Below are 16,634 nucleotides of genomic sequence, written 5' to 3'. Positions count from 1 at the left end.
TTAAATTATATAATATTCTGCAAATTCAATATATTTTAATAAAATGTTATTACAGATTTATTACATTTGCAATACTTTTTTTTCAATTGGGAAATTTATTATTTTTGAAAAATTTTAAAAAACCCCGTAAATACAGGGTTTTCTCAGTTAATAACAGATATTAAAATTTTAGCAATTTTGTAAATACCTTGGAAGGAATTTTGAATGATGCTTTTTCAGTAAAATTTTCACGCTGCTTATATTGTTTTACCATTTCAAACCCCATTGCATACCCCAGCAGTCTTGGCCGGTTGCCTAACCCGAACAGCAGCTGGTCATGCATTTTGTCTTTTCTTGTAATGAACAGCTTTTCTGAAAGACCATTATCCCAATATCCAGCAAGCGTTTCTGTCGAATATCGCCTGCTCCACTCTCCTGTGTATTGTTCACCGCAGTTCATCAGCACGGCATGCTCTGCTAATCCTTCTAAAATGATGGAATCGAGCAAAGTGTATTCTGAAGGATCCTTTTGCTGGCGTTGCATTCTGCAAACATGATGATATTCATGGACGAACAACGCTTCAATCTCCTTTTCATCCTCTATAGGAGTTAGAAATAGGAAAAGCTTATCCCTGAAGGAAACACCCGATTTCCCTTTCCCTTCCTTCATTAGTCTGGCATTCCCTTCGTTCATAGGAAATATGAAGATCGGGATATCCGGGCCATCCCACTTTTTTTTATATTTCAAAAATATATTTTCTATCTTATTCCATTGCTGCCGTCCCAAAAGTTCTTCGAAATTCTTTTTGCTGCGCCTGCTTGGCTTGTACATGCCGAATTCTAATAAATAATCATATATTTTCTGAGGATTTGCTTCTCCTTGGAAGTAATCCACAAGCAGCTCGCATATTTTCTTAGGATTGTCTATAAAGCTTCCAAGCCATTTATCCGTCCTGATTACCCCATGCGAAGCCCTCCCGAGTTATTTTTTACAGTCAGTTTATGTTCAATCGCTGTGTATGTTCAAACTTAGAATCATTAAAATTAAATTTTTCCCAACCTGACTTCTTTCATAGCTCCTTTTTCCTATCCATACAATTCTCATATTCAGATCTTTGATAATAACCCGGGAATTGAAAACAGAAAAAAGCCAGGCTTCACCTGGCTTCTACTCAGTAATTTTTGGATCAAGGGCATCTCTTAGGCCGTCACCTACAAAGTTAAAGCAAATTACCGTAAGGAGAATCATTAAACCTGGGCCAAGAGGGTACCACCAGGACTTTAACATGATGGTAAAATTCTGGGCATCCTGCAGCATGTTGCCCCAGCTTGCGTGTGGGGGCTGTATCCCCAAACCTAAATAGCTAAGACCCGATTCAGCCAGAATGACGTATCCCACAGAGAGAGTAGCAGAAACGATGATCGGCCCCATAGCATTTGGCAAAATATGCGAGAAAATAATCGTAGGTGTTTTCGTTCCAATGGTTTTGGATGCAAGAACGAATTCCCGCGATCTTAAAGATAAGAACTCACCTCTAACAAGCCGCGCAGTTGTGGTCCAGCCAAGCAATGCAAAAATAAGGATTAGTTTATCAATACCTGGTTTAAAAATTGTTACTAAAGTAATTAACAAAAAGATTGATGGAATTGACAGGATGATATCTACAAATCTCATGATTAATGCATCAACAATTCCTCCCAGGTAACCGGCAACTGCTCCGAGGAAGGTACCAATTGTAATCGATCCGAGTACGGAGGCAAAACCGACAAGCAATGATACTCTTGCTCCATATAAAAGCCTTGAGAAAGTATCCCTGCCAAAGCGGTCTGTCCCGAGCCAATGATCGCTGCTTGGCGGGAGCAGCTTTTCAAGCAGGTTTTGCTTTGTTGGTGAATATGGTGCGATCACTGGTGCAAATAGTGCGGCTGTAATGATGATGAGCAGGAATACTCCCCCAATTACAGCTAGTTTGTTCTTAAAAAACTTCCTGGCAATAATTCCGAGCATTGTATCCCTTTGGGTCTTAATTCCATGCAGTTCGACATTCCCAGAGGTGGTTCCAGCTAAATTTGATTGTGCCATGTTTACCTCCCCTTAATACTCAATCCTAGGATCAAAAATCGCATATAAAATATCGGCAACCAGGTTTCCTATTACGACGAAGACAGCCGATATCACGGTCAGCCCCATAATGACTGGATAGTCACGCTGAAAAGCTGAATCAACGAAAAGCAAACCGATTCCTGGCCACGTGAATATCTTTTCGACTATTACTGCTCCGCCAATGAAAGACGGGATCATCAGCCCAAAAATCGTGATGACTGGTATCAAACCATTTCGCAAGCCGTGCTTGTAAATAACTTTTTTCTCCTTGAAGCCCTTCGCCCTCGCTGTCCTGATATAGTCCTGCTTTATGACTTCAAGCATGCTGGAGCGTGTATAGCGTGTTAAGCCGGCCATATCAGCTGCGGCCAGGACGAAGGCGGGCATGATTAAGTGATGGATACGGTCCCATAAGCTGAATGGCGCATTAAGTGTAGCAACCCCGCCTGTGGGAAACCAATTGACCTGAACGGCAAAAACCATGATCAAGATCAGCCCAAGGAAGAAGTTTGGCGTGGCCACTCCAAGGAATGAAGTGACTGTCACTGTATAATCAAGCTTTGAGTATGGCCTTGTTGCAGAAATGACACCAAATGGAATTGAAATCAACAATGCCAGAATGGTGGATACTACCATCAATAAAATAGTATTCGGCATCCTGTTCATGATCATTTCCATTACCGGCACACCTTTACGGATCAGGGATGTACCAAAATCACCCTGCAGCATGGCCCCCAGCCACTTAAAATATTGAATATGGATGGGATCGTTCAGACCATACCGATCCATGAATTTCGCTTTGTCCGCAGGACTGATAGTCGGATCCATCAGCAGGCTTGCCGGATCACCAGGAGCCATTTTCATGATGGCAAAGGAGACTACGGTAATCCCAAGCAGCAGAGGGATGGCCATCAATATGCGGCGAAGAATATAAGAAAGCATGGCAATTCTCCTTTTTAAATAAGGCTTTTTTCGTGCAGTATTTTATTTGTGAAATTCTACGTTTTTCGTGAAGAAATACTGGAAGGGTCGCTTCAATGAAGTTCCTCGATTAAGAACTAACTTGTCTACATTCTCTTATGGACGATCCAAACCAATAAGCTAATTAGGCCAATCCTCTTTATATTAATGACTAAAACAGTCTTGTTTTCATAAGGAAGAAAGGGAAGAGCATCCTTCCCTTTCCATTAATACAGGCTGCTGGGATTATTTCTTTAACCACCATTTGTAAATCTCATAGAAATCATCTCTTGCGTTAAATACATAGCCTTCGAGATTCGCAGGCATTACACGGTGCACGTTAGGATAGTACAGGAACGAATACGGCTGGTCTTCTGCGATGATTTTATAGATATCGGCATAAGCCTTCTTGTATTCTTCTTGATCCATGATCTGTTTTGCTTCTTCCATCAGCTTATCCGCCTCAGGATTTGAATACCAGACAAAGTTCAGCCCTTCTGCCTGCTGGCTTGAATGGAAAATATCATACTGGTCAGGGAATGTTGATAACGCCCAGCCAAGCACAAGCGCGTCGTAGTTCCAGTTAGGTGCAGAAATCTGTTCAATAAATGCGCTCCATTCGACGATTTCTGGTTTTGCCTCAATACCGACCTCTTTCAGCTGTTCCTGAAGGACGACAACAATATCTTCACGGACTTTGTTACCCTGGTTGGTTTTTACCGTGAAACTGAACTTCTTGCCATCTTTATCAAGGATTCCATCACCGTCTGTATCCTTCCAGCCTGCTTCAGCAAGCAAGGACTTTGCTTTTTCAACATCGTATCCGAATTTTGGCACATCATCATTATATGCCCAGGAAAGCGGGCTTTCTGGTACGTGGGCAACCTCGCCGTCACCGTTCATTACAGATGAAACAATCGCTTCTCTGTCAATTGCATGTGTGATCGCCTGGCGGACTTTCTTGTCTTTGAAAAGGTCATTCTTTTGGTTATAGCCAAGGTATGTGTAAGAAAGCCCTAATCCGGATTCAACTTTCACACCCGGGAATGATTTTACCGTTTCGATATCTGTTCCAGGTACGCCGGCTGCAAAGTGGATGTCGCCTGCCTGGATTTGCGCGATCATAGCATCCATATCAGGAACGATTTTATAAGTAATAGTGTCTAGATAAGGACGACCCTTGAAGTAGTCATCGAATGCCTCAACCTTTACATACTCCCCATCCTTCCACTCAACGAATTTGAATGGGCCAGTACCGATTGGGCTCTTTGTATTGAATTCATGCTCGCCTAGCTTAGCAACAGGAACATCCTTAAGAATATGCTCTGGGAGGATGTAGTAGCTTAATGAAACCGGGTAGAATGATGCATCCTTCTTGCTAAGTTTGAATTCTACTGTATAATCATCAATTTTTGTCACTGATTCCAATGCTTCAAACGCTGATCCTCGCTCGCCATTATAATCTGGATTCTTAGGGATGCTGAAAGTGAAGACTACATCATCAGCCGTAAATTCTTCCCCATCATGCCATTTAATGCCTTTTTTCAATTTCGCTGTATATTTAAGTCCATCATCCGATGCCTGGATATCCTCTGCCATGCTCAGTGTTGGGTTGAATTCCGTATCAGACGATACTAGGCCGTCATAGATAAACCCTTCAATATCAGAGCTTGAAGTATCCGTAGAATACAATGGGTTAAAAATAGTCGGCGCTCCTGTAGAACCAATGATTAAATCTCCGCCCTGCTGCGGTTCATCCGCTACCTGCTCATCCTTTGTGCCATCCTTGCCATCCGAGCCTTTTGCATCATCTGCTGGCTTATCGCCATTGTTGTTGCAGGCAGTCAGGAAGAGTGAGAGAATCAGGGTAAAACAGATTAACAACCACGAAGCTTTTTTAAATTTCACATTATTTCCCCCTTTAAATTTAACTCCATTTTTCATTGTGACCTTTGTTAACTTTCCTGTGATTTTTGCTGCGGGCCGGCCCCTCCTCGGAATTATGTACCAAGGATTCCTTTTACTCGCTTCTCTCTGGTGACATCCGACTCCCCTGCGAATCAACAGAGGGTCAAAATCATCATTAAGTTATACAAAGAAAATACAGTCCGACTATCTCCTCCTTTCAAGGCTGCCTTATTTATAAAGATGGCAGGCTACAAAATGATTTTCTTTGACTTCACTGAAGTCCGGGTTCACTTGCTTGCACAGGTCAAATGCTGCAGGACACCTTGTATGGAAGACACAACCTTTTGGCGGGTTTGCCGGACTTGGAAGCTCTCCTTTTAAAAGGATGCGCTCCCGGTTTTGGGCCCCTTTTTTCCGCGGTACTGGAACAGCCGAAAGCAGGGCTTGCGTATATGGATGCAGCGGCTCGGCATAGAGCTCTTTTTTGGCTGCCAGTTCCATCATTTTGCCAAGATACATAACACCGACTCGGTCACTGATGTGCCTTACAACACTTAAGTCATGTGAGATGAAGATATAGGTTAATCCAAATTCCTCCTGCAGGTCTTCCATCAGGTTGATGATCTGGGCTTGTATCGAAACATCCAGGGCGGATACTGCTTCATCGGCAATGATGAGTTCCGGATTCAAAGCCAATGCTCTGGCGATTCCGATCCTTTGCCTCTGGCCCCCGGAAAATTCATGCGGATACCGATTGATAAAGGATGCATTCAGCCCTACCTTCTCAAGAAGCGCTTCGACTTTTTCATCTCGTTCTCTGTTTTTATATTGATGGTGGGTATCGAGAGGTTCACGGATGATGGCTCTCAATGTTTTTCTCGGATTAAGTGAGGCAAAGGGATCCTGGAAGATCATCTGGATATTCTTACGGACATCTTTCCTCAGTTCTCCTTCAGAAAGATGTGAAATGTCCCTCCCGTTAAACAGGATTTTTCCATCAGTAGGTTCATAGAGTCGGATGATTGTTCTCCCTACGGTTGATTTTCCGCATCCTGATTCTCCGACAATCCCTAAAGTCTCTCCCTTTTTCACCTTCAAATCTATTCCGTCAACTGCCTTAATATGACCAACCGTCTTCTGAAGCAGCCCGGCTTTAATAGGAAAGTGCTTCTTTACTCCTGTAAGTTCCAGCAATGTTTCAGTGGTTGCGAGTTTTATATTTCCAGATACTGTCTCATTCGTCGTAATCATTTTGCCGCCCCCTTGCCTTCATGTAAAAAACACCTTACTGAGCGGCCGCCCTCTGTCATCAGGAGCTGTGGCAGCTCAGAATGGCATCGGTCAAAAGCGTGTGGGCAACGGGGAGCAAAACGGCAGCCCTGAGGCAAATTTTCAGGTGATGGCACATTGCCTTCAATCGACACAAGGCGATTATGATCCTCATCAATAGATGGAATGGAACCCATCAGCCCTGATGTATACGGGTGGAGCGGTTCATCAAACAAATCTTCGACCATTGCTTCTTCGACTACCTGGCCGGCATACATGACAATAACTCGATCTGCTACCTCTGATACAACCCCAAGATCATGAGTAATGATCAGGATGGAGGTATTAAATTTATTGCTGAGATCCTTCATCAAATCCAATATCTGCGCCTGAATGGTCACATCCAGGGCGGTTGTCGGCTCGTCCGCAATCAGCAGCTTTGGGTTGCAGCTCATTGCCATCGCAATCATGACGCGCTGACGCATCCCACCGGACAGCCGATGAGGATAGTCATTGACAATTTCTTTTGCCCTAGAAAATCCCACGAGTTCCAGCATCTCTATCGCTTTTTTCTTTGCGGCTAACTTGCTCAGATTTTGATGGTAGGTCAAAACCTCCGCAATTTGCTCACCAACCGTCAGAACCGGATTGAGTGAAGTCATGGGCTCCTGGAAAATCATTGAAATATCATTCCCGCGGATCCTGCACATCTCGTCTTCACTCAGTTTGACAAGGTCTTTCCCTTCAAAATTAACCTGCCCGTCCACGATTTCTCCTGGTGGACTTGGAATCAGGCGCATGATTGATAGGGAAGTAATACTCTTTCCTGATCCGGATTCTCCTACAAGAGCAACTGTTTCTCCTTTGTTGATGGTTAAATCCACACCGTCCACTGCCGGGATGATTGCTTTATTTCTCTTAAAATAGGTTTTAAGATTCTTTAGTTCCAACAACACCGTCACGACTCTTGACCACCGCCTATCTAACTTGTTTGAATTGGAAGTCTTAAAATCATAGATAAATATTCTAATAATTATTAATTATTAAAATTTGTTACAATTTATTACTCTTTCATTACTTTTTTAATAGGAAATTATGAAGTGGGGGATATTTGCCCTTGAGGTATAGGCTTTTCGTCGCAGAAGTTATTTTGAGGAAAAAGAAAAAGACGGGGAAGTCCCCGCCTTTTATGCTTCGTATTTTCGGAAAGCGATGGTTGCATTGTGTCCGCCAAAGCCAAGTGAGTTGCTGATGGCAGCGCTGACCTGGTTTCTGCGCGCTTCATTCGGTACATAATCCAGGTCACAATCTGGATCTGGAGTTTCTAGATTGATGGTAGGTGGAAGAACCCCTTCCTTCAAAGCCAGCACCGTAAAGATCGCCTCGATGCCGCCTGCTGCGCCAAGGAGGTGGCCGGTCATCGATTTCGTAGAACTTACGGCAAGCTTATATGCGTGCTCGCCAAATACATTTTTGATTGCCATCGTTTCAAATTTATCATTATATTCCGTGCTTGTTCCGTGGGCATTGATATAACCTACCTCTTCTGGAGAAAGACCGGCATCATCAAGAGCCATTTTCATCGCTCTCGCTCCGCCTTCGCCTTCAGGAGCAGGTGCTGTGATGTGATAAGCATCTCCAGTTGCACCATAGCCTACGATTTCAGCATAAATTTTTGCGCCTCTTGCCAGTGCGTGCTCAAGTTCTTCTAGCACAACGATGCCTGCTCCTTCACCCATGACAAAACCATCACGGTTCTTATCGAATGGCCTGCTTGCCTTCTGTGGGTCCTGGTTTGTTGATAAAGCAGTATTCGCACAGAAACCGGCGAATGACATTTTTGTGATTGACGCTTCAGCTCCTCCAGTGACCATTGCGTCCGCGTCGCCGCGCTGGATTACCTTGAAGGCATCGCCAATCGAGTTTGTTCCTGTAGCACAGGCAGTTACTGTACATGAATTAAAGCCTCTTGCCCCGAGGGTAATTGATACCTGGCCAGTTGCCATATCTGGGATCATCATTGGAACAAAGAATGGACTGACTCTGCGGTATCCTCGGTTCATGAAGGTTTCATGCTGCTGTTCGAATGTTTCCATCCCGCCAATTCCCGAACCTATCCATACGCCCACTCTTGGAGCATTTTCATCGGTAATTTCGAGACCCGCATCCTTCACAGCCATTAAGGAGGCCGCGACAGCATAATGAGTGAAGCGGTCCATCTTCCTTGCATCTTTTTTATCAATAAAATTCTCCACATTGAATTCCTTCACTTCCGCGGCTACTTTTGCCGGGAAATCATCGGCATTCAGCCTTGTTACAGGGCCAATACCAGAAACACCTTCTATTATATTTTTCCACGTAGTTTCCGCATCATTTCCAAGCGGGGTGACTGCCCCGATCCCAGTCACTACAACTCTGCGTTTCTCCATCCTTCATGCATCTCCTTTAGCTAGGCTCTGTCCTTGTATAGAGCTCATGATTTTGCCAGCATACTTTTAGTATGCCTGCATTGTAAAAGAACTTCCTCCGCTATCCTTATTGACCCCAGCGCATCGCAATTGCGCCCCATGTAAGACCTCCGCCAAAACCAACCATGACGACAAGATCCCCATCCTTTATTTTTCCTGCATCCAGTTCCTCTGCAAGTGAAATTGGAATCGATGCTGCTGACGTATTTCCGTATTTATGGACTGTTTTTGACATTTTTTCCACCGGCAGTTCGAGTCTTTGGCGAGCTGCCTCCATAATCCTGATATTGGCCTGGTGTGGAATCAGGAAGTCAACATCCTCTTTCGACAGTCCGGCCTTTTCAAGGACATTAATACTGCTTTCTCCCATCTGGCGTACTGCGAATTTGAAAACTTCCCGGCCGTTCATGACGATATAGTCTTCCTGGTAGAGATACTTTCCGCCTGAACCATCAGAGCCTAGCTCAAACGAAAGGACACCCTTTCCTTCTCCTACAGGCCCCATTACCACAGCTCCTGCGCCATCTCCAAACAGGACGGCCGTATTCCTGTCCTGCCAATCGGTGATTTTTGAAAGCTTTTCAACACCTACTATTAAAACATGCTTATAAGTACCTGCTTCAATAAATTGCTTCGCTGTTACCATACCATACATAAAACCGGCGCAAGCTGCACTTAAGTCCATTGCAGCTGCCTTCCTGGCTCCAAGCTGGTCCTGGAGCATGCAGGAAACCGTTGGGAAAGGCTGGTCAGGTGTCACTGTTGCTACCAAAATCAAATCCAAATCCTCAGCTGTAATTCCTGCCTTGTCAATTGCCTCTACTGCTGCGCGATAGGCCATGTCAGAAGTATCCATGTCATCCCCGGCAATTCTTCTTGCTTCAATCCCTGTTCTTGTCCGGATCCACTCATCCGAAGTGTCCATCCTTTTTTCAAGATCAAGGTTTGTCACAATATTTTCTGGCAAGTAGCGTCCAACCCCTGTTATCCCTGCATTCATGGGACCCATCTCCTTTTATTCTGGAATCTGTCTATTCTTTAAAATATTTGTCTTTATTAAAGCTTTCTTAATTTTAATACCCTGTTGATTGTAGTGGAAGGCACGTAGACTCCTCCGAAAATGCTAACGCATTTCCATCGTGCGTGGGCCAGTTCAAGGAAGCTTTTCAGAGTCCTGCGGGCGCAGCTGGCAAGATGAGACCCCGCAGGAGCAAAGCGACGAGGAGGCTCATCACCAGCCCCGAGAAGAATTTGCTCTTGAAAAAGCCGGCAGTTGGGCTTTTTCATAATTCTTCAGCGGAAAGCGAAGTGCCTGGAACGAAAATCAACAGCCTTGTTTGAAAAAACAAAAATTATTATCAATTATTATGACTTGGTACTAATTTTATCAGAAAAGGTTTGCATTCTGCAACTGTAAAATATGAAATCCGCTTCTGCCCTAGTCCATGCAACCATATCGTACATACACTATCAATGAGAACGATGCCGATTGGCCGGGCGAAGGAGAAATAAAAACTTATAAAAGTAAGGCGGGATTCAAATGGAGGATGGAAAAAACAGGGATGCATTTGATTTTATGTTAAATAGGAGTGACAAACCCCACAGGGAGCATCCCGATTTAGAAAATGACCACAGTCACGGTGACTTGGATTCATTCATATTTGGAAAAAGCAGGGGAGCCGCAAATCCAGACAATAAGCACGAAGGGAATGGTGAGAGCTTGCTGGGACAGCTGGATTGGGGTGAACTTCTCTACCATATAGATACCCTAATAGAGTCATCCAGGGAATTTAAGCCCCTCTTTTCAAAGGTTATGCCTTACCTTGAAAATTTCCTGGACAAAAAGAAAAGCTGAGGCACCCGGGCCTCAGCTTCTATAATCCCTATTCTTTGGCAGCATCTGCTTTTCCAAGCTCATATGCTTCATTCATCACCTTGGTAAACAGGCTGAAGAACGGCTGAAGATTGTCCATTGTCAGCTCAATACCCGCTGCTTGCAGCTGCTGCTGCGCTTCTGGAAGATATTTCATTGCTATTTGCATGAATTCCATTGTTTTATCGTTGTTTTGCATGATCATTAGCTCCTTTATTGATTTGGTAATTTTCCAGATTCCTTGTAGTCATTGATCATTTTACTCAATTTTTCACGGTAGTCAGCATCGACTTTCGGGCTGAATTTCCCAAGGGATATAACACCATCCTGGAAATCAAAAAATAAATTCCCTTCTTTCAGCTCACCATTATTGAATTTTTGGGCAGTCAGTTCATATAAGTCATCCACATGCTGGACAGTACTTGTCAGGACTGTGGACTCTCCATAATCAGACTGATCGGAAATATATCCTATGACATAGAGGCCCTTGTCCTTTACTTTTTCAATCAGCGGGACATTGAATCCATCTCCAGCAGGATAAATGACATCAGCACCATCTGAAAGCACTTCGTCCAAATCCTTTAGAGCCTTATCTTTATCATCCCAGTGGCCCACATAACGGATATCCACCTTCGTATCCTTGTTTTCAAATATCGCCCCATCATAAAAGCCTTCCACTTCAGGCTGCCATTCATACGCTGCTACGACTCCAACTTTTCCGGTCTCCGACATGTGGCTTGCTACCATCCCGCCAAAAAAACCCATCGCGTAGGCTTCAAAATTCAGACTGGTAGTATTATCATTTCTGGCATCGCCGTTAAAGCTGATAAAATGGATATCAGGATACTGGTCTGAAATTTTATTAAAATAGGCAGCATATTCATTCCCGTGCCCATAGATCAAGTTGACTCCCTGGCGGTCAAACTCTTTTACCGCTTCCCTCACTAGCTCCTCGGAATTCATCCCTTCCTTGAAAAAAACATCCACATTCAGGGATGATTGAATTTGAAGCAGCCCTCTGTATCCCTTTGTTCCCCACACCTGGTCATTAATTGTTTCAGGCACCAGCAGGCCTACTTTTTCAACCTTTCCCGCCGAAAGAGGTTGTCCACACCCTCCCAACAAAAACAGGCTAAACAATATGAGCCCGAAACGTTTAAGCATCCGATGCATCTCCTTTATGCGCTGCTGTGTTTATATTGTCAGCAATCGCTAAAATAAAAATGGAACCGATTGAAAGAATCTTTTTCCATTTTACTCTGTGGCGTATAGCTTTGAAAAGTAATTTCCTAAAATTCCTTCAAACCCGGCTTTCCAGAATCCGGCTGTATTGTTCTTTTTGCTTAAACAAGCCTTTGCTGATTTCTTCATTTCCATCGATCTTCAACATCTTTATAGACTCCCGCAGCTCATGGACTCCTGAGAACGCTCCCCTATATTTAAGGGCTGATTTCCCAAGCAATTCCTCGACACATTTCTGCCACCGTTGCTCTGTCCCGCTCGATAATAAAAAGCGGCCAGGCTGCTCGGATTCTGCCAGATTTACAATGGAACGAATAGCATCATCTATATAAATAGCATCAGCCGTCCATTCCCATTTTTCCGCCTCCGGGATCCCTCCGCCAATTTCGAGGGAATTTAAAACACGCTGAAAGAAAAAATCTTCTGGCTGCCATGGTCCGTAAATAGTCGGCAGGTAAATTTCGGTTACATCATTAATTTTACTTTCAGGAAAACGTTTATCAGTATGTTGTTTTGCCAGGTATGCTGGCAGGATCAGGACTGTACGCATATTTTCCAATGATCCTGGCAGTTGAAAAAGCATTTCATCCCCAAATCTGCTTTTTTGATCCTGAAAGTACTCAAAAAGAGAAACGAAAGCGACTTCTGCTCCTGAAGAGCAATTCCATTCTTTATAGGGAACCTCTATAAAATTTGCGTTCCTGCCAATCTCCATGCGTTTTTCTTCTGCATAATAATCCTTCGACATATTTGAAAGGTCAATGCCTTCAATTTCGATTCCACGATCAAGCAAGTGCTTGCACAAACCATAGCCAATATAGTCATATACTCCGAGAATTGCCGCCCTTTCCATATTAATTCCCCCTTGCAAATACTCTCTTGTATCCTATGAACTTGCGATGAAAAATATTTGCGGCGAATCAAAGGACATGCTCATGTTTTGCGAAGAAATGAATTGTCTGGTCTCCAACTTGCTGCTTTTTTTCTGGAAGGATATAGCTTATCGTAACAGGGTAATCCTCTTTCTCCCATGATTCCGAAAGTTCCTTTATGATTTTGGACTGTTTATAGGACCTGCTTCCTGTTAATACATGGATGACTTTAACCGGTACATCCCGCTTGAGCATAGCCTCTGTTTCATCCGTTAAAAAAGCTTCTATAATTTGTTCCATTTTCATTTCATATGCATTTTCCAATTCAGCAACGAGTTTTTTATAAAAAAACTTGTTCTCCTTCTCCTGTTCGAGATGGGTGCTTAAGGAGAAAATCGGATTTAGTAAAACCAGTGATCTGATTTTGCAATCAGGCTGGGATAACAGCCTCAAGGCAACAAGCGCGCCCATACCTTCTGCCACTACATGGAATGAACCATTCAAAATCTCATTCCGGATGATATGGCTGCAAAGCCTCATGGCCAGGTCCACGGCTTTCCGGCTTCCCCAATGCCTGCCATATAAATTCGAGTAAAAAATTGTATAGCCACCAGATTTCCATTTGCTCAACAATGAACGTTTTCCTTCATTCTGAGTCCAGAAGCTGCCTTTGCTGTTAACAAAATGCCTTTCATCTCCAATGACGAGGATACCGAAACCGTTTGGTTTTTCAGGATAATGAATCATATTCCACTCGGTATCCAGTATAAAGTTCCGGCTCTCCATATTACCAACTCCTTCCTACAGATTATTCATATTACTGTATGTTATTTATTAAGAAATGAACGGGGCTTTGCCCATTTTTCTCTCTTTTAAGTCCAGCCGCAAACAAGGGAGAAAAAATACAGAGGAATTTGCTGAAAACGCTTTTCAATTTATTTAAAATTCATTTATAATTGATATGGCTTATGTTAAGATGATAAAAGATTTAAAAAGGCAAGAGGTGAAAATTATGCGCTATTTTTGGACCTTTTTCTGGACCTTCCTTTTAGTACAAATGCTAAATTACGTAGCTGGTTCTATGATGGGAGTAAAATTTGATTTGAACACCGGTACGATCATTGCGATTGTTGCGACCATCCTTATCCTTGTTCTTCCTGCAATCCTGCCGAATGAGCCTGAGGGAAAGCACGGTCTTCACTAAGTTTATTACATAAAAAAGTCATCCATCAGGATGACTTTTTTTCATGTTATTTCAAGATTGAACAAGAGTTAAGCTCCATCTATCCTTAGCTGTATTTCACCATTTTCCGCTGTTATTGCCACAGAACTTCTCTCCTTGATGCTTCCTGCAATAATTTCTTTTGCCAGTTTTGTTTCAACACTTCTTTGAATGAAGCGTTTTAACGGGCGCGCACCATATACCGGATCAAAGCCGTGTTCTGCAAGATACTCTTTTGCCTGGTCACTGATTGACAGCTGGATTTGCTGATCAGCAAGTCTTTCCTGCAGGGTCTTGATCAATTTCTCTACTATTAGTTTAATTTCCTTCAGAGCAAGCGGCTTAAACAGGATGATTTCATCGACACGGTTTAAAAACTCCGGACGGAAATGCCCTCTCAGCTGGTTCATGACAAGTTCTCTCGTTTCGGTGGATATTTCATCAGCTCCATTCTGACGGTCAAGAAGGAAATGTGAGCCAATATTTGATGTCATAATGATAACCGTATTCTTAAAGTCAACGACCCTGCCCTGGGAGTCAGTCACACGGCCATCGTCGAGCATTTGCAGGAGGATATTGAATACCTCTGGATGGGCCTTTTCGATTTCGTCCAGCAGGATAACTGAGTATGGATTCCTTCTCGCTGCCTCAGTCAGCTGTCCGCCTTCTTCATAACCCACGTATCCCGGAGGGGCCCCAATCAGTCGTGATACTGCGTGTTTTTCCATATACTCGGACATATCAATGCGGATGATATGCTCTTCACTGTCAAATAGTGATTGAGCAAGAGTCTTGGCCAGCTCTGTTTTCCCTACTCCAGTCGGACCTAAGAAAATGAATGAACCAATCGGCCTATTGGGATCTTTAATTCCTGCCCTGGCTCTTAATACTGCATCTGAAACGAGTGATACTGCTTCTTCCTGCCCTACTACTCGTTCATGAAGAATGCTTTCAAGCTTAAGCAGCTTTTCCCTCTCACCTTCTACCAGCTTCATGACTGGTATGCCTGTCCATCGGGCAACGATCGAAGCAATTTCATCCTCTGTCACTTCTTCCCTCAGAAGCCTGTCACCGGAATTCGAACTTACTTCCATTTCGAGTTCCTTGAGTTCTTTCTCAAGAGCTGGAATGCTTCCATGCCTTAATTCAGCTGCCTTGTTCAAATCATAATCATTCTCGGCTTTTTCAAGTTCTCTGCGCAGCTTTTCCAATTGTTCACGCTTTTCCTGTACCTTTTGGATGCCTTCCTTTTCCTTCAGCCATCGACCCTTCATTTCATTGGCATTTTCCCTGAGGTTCGCCAATTCCTCCCGCAATGCCTCAAGACGCTCACGGCTGGCATCATCTTTTTCCTTTGTAAGTGCAGCCTCTTCAATTTCAAGCTGCATGACTCTTCTTGTAACCTCGTCAAGCTCTGAAGGCATCGAATCAATTTCTGTCCTGATCATCGCACACGCTTCATCAACTAAATCAATTGCCTTATCCGGGAGGAATCTGTCTGTGATATAACGGTCAGACAAAGTCGCAGCTGCTACCAGTGCCCTGTCGTGGATATTTACTCCATGATGGACCTCAAACCTTTCCTTTAATCCCCTTAAAATAGAAACGGTATCCTCAACATCAGGTTCCTGTACAAGTACCTGCTGAAATCTGCGCTCTAGCGCAGGATCCTTTTCAATGTACTTGCGATGCTCATCAAGGGTCGTAGCACCGATGCAATGCAGCTCCCCACGGGCAAGCATCGGTTTCAGCATATTGCCTGCATCCATAGCTCCTTCTGTCTTGCCAGCCCCGACAATTGTGTGCAATTCATCAATGAACAGAAGGATTCTTCCGTCACTCTTCTTTACCTCATTTAACACTGCCTGAAGACGCTCCTCGAACTCGCCGCGAAATTTCGCGCCTGCAATCAGAGCACTCATATCAAGAGCGAAAATCGTTTTGTCCTTCAGGCCTTCGGGAACATCCCTGCGGACAATCCTTTGCGCGAGCCCTTCAACAATAGCCGTCTTCCCGACTCCTGGCTCACCGATCAAAACAGGATTATTCTTGGTTTTCCTGGACAGGATGCGGATGACATTCCTGATTTCACTGTCCCTTCCGATAACAGGATCGACCTTGCCAGCCTTCACCTCTTCCACAAGGTCGCGTCCATATTTCTTCAATACCTCATAAGTTGCTTCCGGGTTTTGTGAAGTCACTCTTTGGTTCCCCCTAACTTCCTTGATTCTTGTTAATAAATGTTCCCTTGTTAAGCCGAGCTGTTTCAGCACTGCTCCTGATACAGATTGAGTAGTCTCCAGCACAGCAAGCAAAATATGTTCGACTGACATATACTCGTCCTCAAAAGGTTCCATTTCCTTTTCAGCCCGTGCCAAAACCCTTTGGAGAGAGGATGTTATATATAATTTCCCTTGTTCAGCGCCACTTCCCATGACTTGTGGTTTTTTTGATAGGGATTTAGTTAATTCTTCCTTAATATAGTCAATGCTTAAACCTAAACCGGAAAGCAGCGTACTTGCCAGATTATTTTCCTGTCCTAATAACGCAACAAAAAGATGGGCATCATCCACTTCCTGATGATCATGTTGAACAGCCAGGCTTTGCGCGGACATAAAACCTTTCTGCAGGCTTTCCGTCATTTTATTCAAATCCAACGCAATCACTCCTTTGACCATTTTTGACCTTTACTATTATTATATAAAAAATTCCAAATAAGTAAAGCCATCCGTATTGG

15 protein-coding genes are annotated in these 16,634 nt (G+C 43.6%); 2 read left to right on the top strand and 13 right to left on the bottom strand.

All coding sequences use genetic code 11. The annotated features are described in order from the left end of the window. Positions 1 to 160: 160 nt before the first annotated feature. The 8 genes from AC3EBE_RS21805 to AC3EBE_RS21770 all read right to left on the bottom strand — a co-directional run bounded on the left by AC3EBE_RS21805 (position 161) and on the right by AC3EBE_RS21770 (position 9,688). The gene (locus AC3EBE_RS21805; protein ID WP_488597126.1) at positions 161 to 874 is read right to left on the bottom strand and encodes a DUF2268 domain-containing putative Zn-dependent protease; all 714 of its coding nucleotides are present in this window, start codon (positions 872 to 874) and stop codon (positions 161 to 163) included. 273 nt (positions 875 to 1,147) lie between these two features. Continuing rightward, positions 1,148 to 2,062, bottom strand: coding sequence for an oligopeptide ABC transporter permease (gene opp4C / locus AC3EBE_RS21800; RefSeq protein WP_488597125.1), 915 nt, complete (start codon positions 2,060 to 2,062; stop codon positions 1,148 to 1,150). A 12-nt stretch (positions 2,063 to 2,074) separates the two neighbouring features. Further along, complete coding sequence (locus tag AC3EBE_RS21795) at positions 2,075 to 3,025, bottom strand: ABC transporter permease (protein ID WP_488597124.1); 951 nt, start codon at positions 3,023 to 3,025, stop codon at positions 2,075 to 2,077. A gap of 264 nt (positions 3,026 to 3,289) precedes the next feature. Next, entirely contained in the window at positions 3,290 to 4,951 is a 1,662-nt protein-coding gene (locus tag AC3EBE_RS21790; RefSeq protein ID WP_488597123.1) for a peptide-binding protein, read from the bottom strand. 228 nt (positions 4,952 to 5,179) lie between these two features. Further along, positions 5,180 to 6,202, bottom strand: coding sequence for an ABC transporter ATP-binding protein (locus AC3EBE_RS21785; RefSeq protein ID WP_488597122.1), 1,023 nt, complete (start codon positions 6,200 to 6,202; stop codon positions 5,180 to 5,182). Beyond that, positions 6,199 to 7,182 (bottom strand): ABC transporter ATP-binding protein, encoded by a 984-nt coding sequence (locus tag AC3EBE_RS21780; protein WP_488597121.1) that lies wholly within the window; start codon positions 7,180 to 7,182, stop codon positions 6,199 to 6,201. The genes AC3EBE_RS21785 and AC3EBE_RS21780 overlap by 4 nt, the downstream gene beginning before the upstream one ends. A gap of 225 nt (positions 7,183 to 7,407) precedes the next feature. After that, positions 7,408 to 8,649 carry a beta-ketoacyl-ACP synthase II gene (gene fabF, locus AC3EBE_RS21775; protein WP_488597120.1) on the bottom strand — a complete coding sequence of 414 codons (1,242 nt, stop codon included), beginning with the start codon at positions 8,647 to 8,649 and terminating at the stop codon, positions 7,408 to 7,410. A gap of 106 nt (positions 8,650 to 8,755) precedes the next feature. Next, a complete protein-coding gene (locus tag AC3EBE_RS21770) occupies positions 8,756 to 9,688 on the bottom strand; it encodes a beta-ketoacyl-ACP synthase III (RefSeq protein ID WP_488597119.1) in 933 nt (310 codons plus the stop codon). Positions 9,689 to 10,228: 540 nt separating this feature from the next. Here AC3EBE_RS21770 and AC3EBE_RS21765 point away from each other — a divergent pair. After that, entirely contained in the window at positions 10,229 to 10,543 is a 315-nt protein-coding gene (locus AC3EBE_RS21765; protein ID WP_488597118.1) for a hypothetical protein, read from the top strand. 28 nt (positions 10,544 to 10,571) lie between these two features. Here the strand turns inward: AC3EBE_RS21765 and AC3EBE_RS21760 are convergent, their stop codons facing one another. The 4 genes from AC3EBE_RS21760 to AC3EBE_RS21745 form a co-directional block, all read right to left on the bottom strand. After that, the gene (locus tag AC3EBE_RS21760) at positions 10,572 to 10,760 is read right to left on the bottom strand and encodes a ComZ family protein (RefSeq protein ID WP_488597117.1); all 189 of its coding nucleotides are present in this window, start codon (positions 10,758 to 10,760) and stop codon (positions 10,572 to 10,574) included. Positions 10,761 to 10,774: 14 nt separating this feature from the next. Then, on the bottom strand, positions 10,775 to 11,725 hold the full coding sequence (locus AC3EBE_RS21755; RefSeq protein ID WP_488597116.1) for a BMP family ABC transporter substrate-binding protein: 951 nt from the start codon (positions 11,723 to 11,725) through the stop codon (positions 10,775 to 10,777). A gap of 136 nt (positions 11,726 to 11,861) precedes the next feature. Then, positions 11,862 to 12,656 carry a hypothetical protein gene (locus AC3EBE_RS21750; protein ID WP_488597115.1) on the bottom strand — a complete coding sequence of 265 codons (795 nt, stop codon included), beginning with the start codon at positions 12,654 to 12,656 and terminating at the stop codon, positions 11,862 to 11,864. Between the two features lie 67 nt (positions 12,657 to 12,723). Next, the gene (locus tag AC3EBE_RS21745; RefSeq protein WP_488597114.1) at positions 12,724 to 13,461 is read right to left on the bottom strand and encodes an alpha/beta fold hydrolase; all 738 of its coding nucleotides are present in this window, start codon (positions 13,459 to 13,461) and stop codon (positions 12,724 to 12,726) included. A 226-nt stretch (positions 13,462 to 13,687) separates the two neighbouring features. Between AC3EBE_RS21745 and AC3EBE_RS21740 the strand changes: the two genes are divergently transcribed. Further along, complete coding sequence (locus tag AC3EBE_RS21740; protein ID WP_488597113.1) at positions 13,688 to 13,879, top strand: YjzD family protein; 192 nt, start codon at positions 13,688 to 13,690, stop codon at positions 13,877 to 13,879. A 68-nt stretch (positions 13,880 to 13,947) separates the two neighbouring features. On the opposite strand, the gene clpB is transcribed toward AC3EBE_RS21740, so the two are convergent. Further along, a complete protein-coding gene (gene clpB, locus AC3EBE_RS21735) occupies positions 13,948 to 16,554 on the bottom strand; it encodes an ATP-dependent chaperone ClpB (protein WP_488597112.1) in 2,607 nt (868 codons plus the stop codon). Positions 16,555 to 16,634: the final 80 nt, after the last annotated feature.

The organism is Mesobacillus sp., from assembly GCF_057785455.1.
This window is presented reverse-complemented; position numbering and strand designations above follow the sequence as displayed.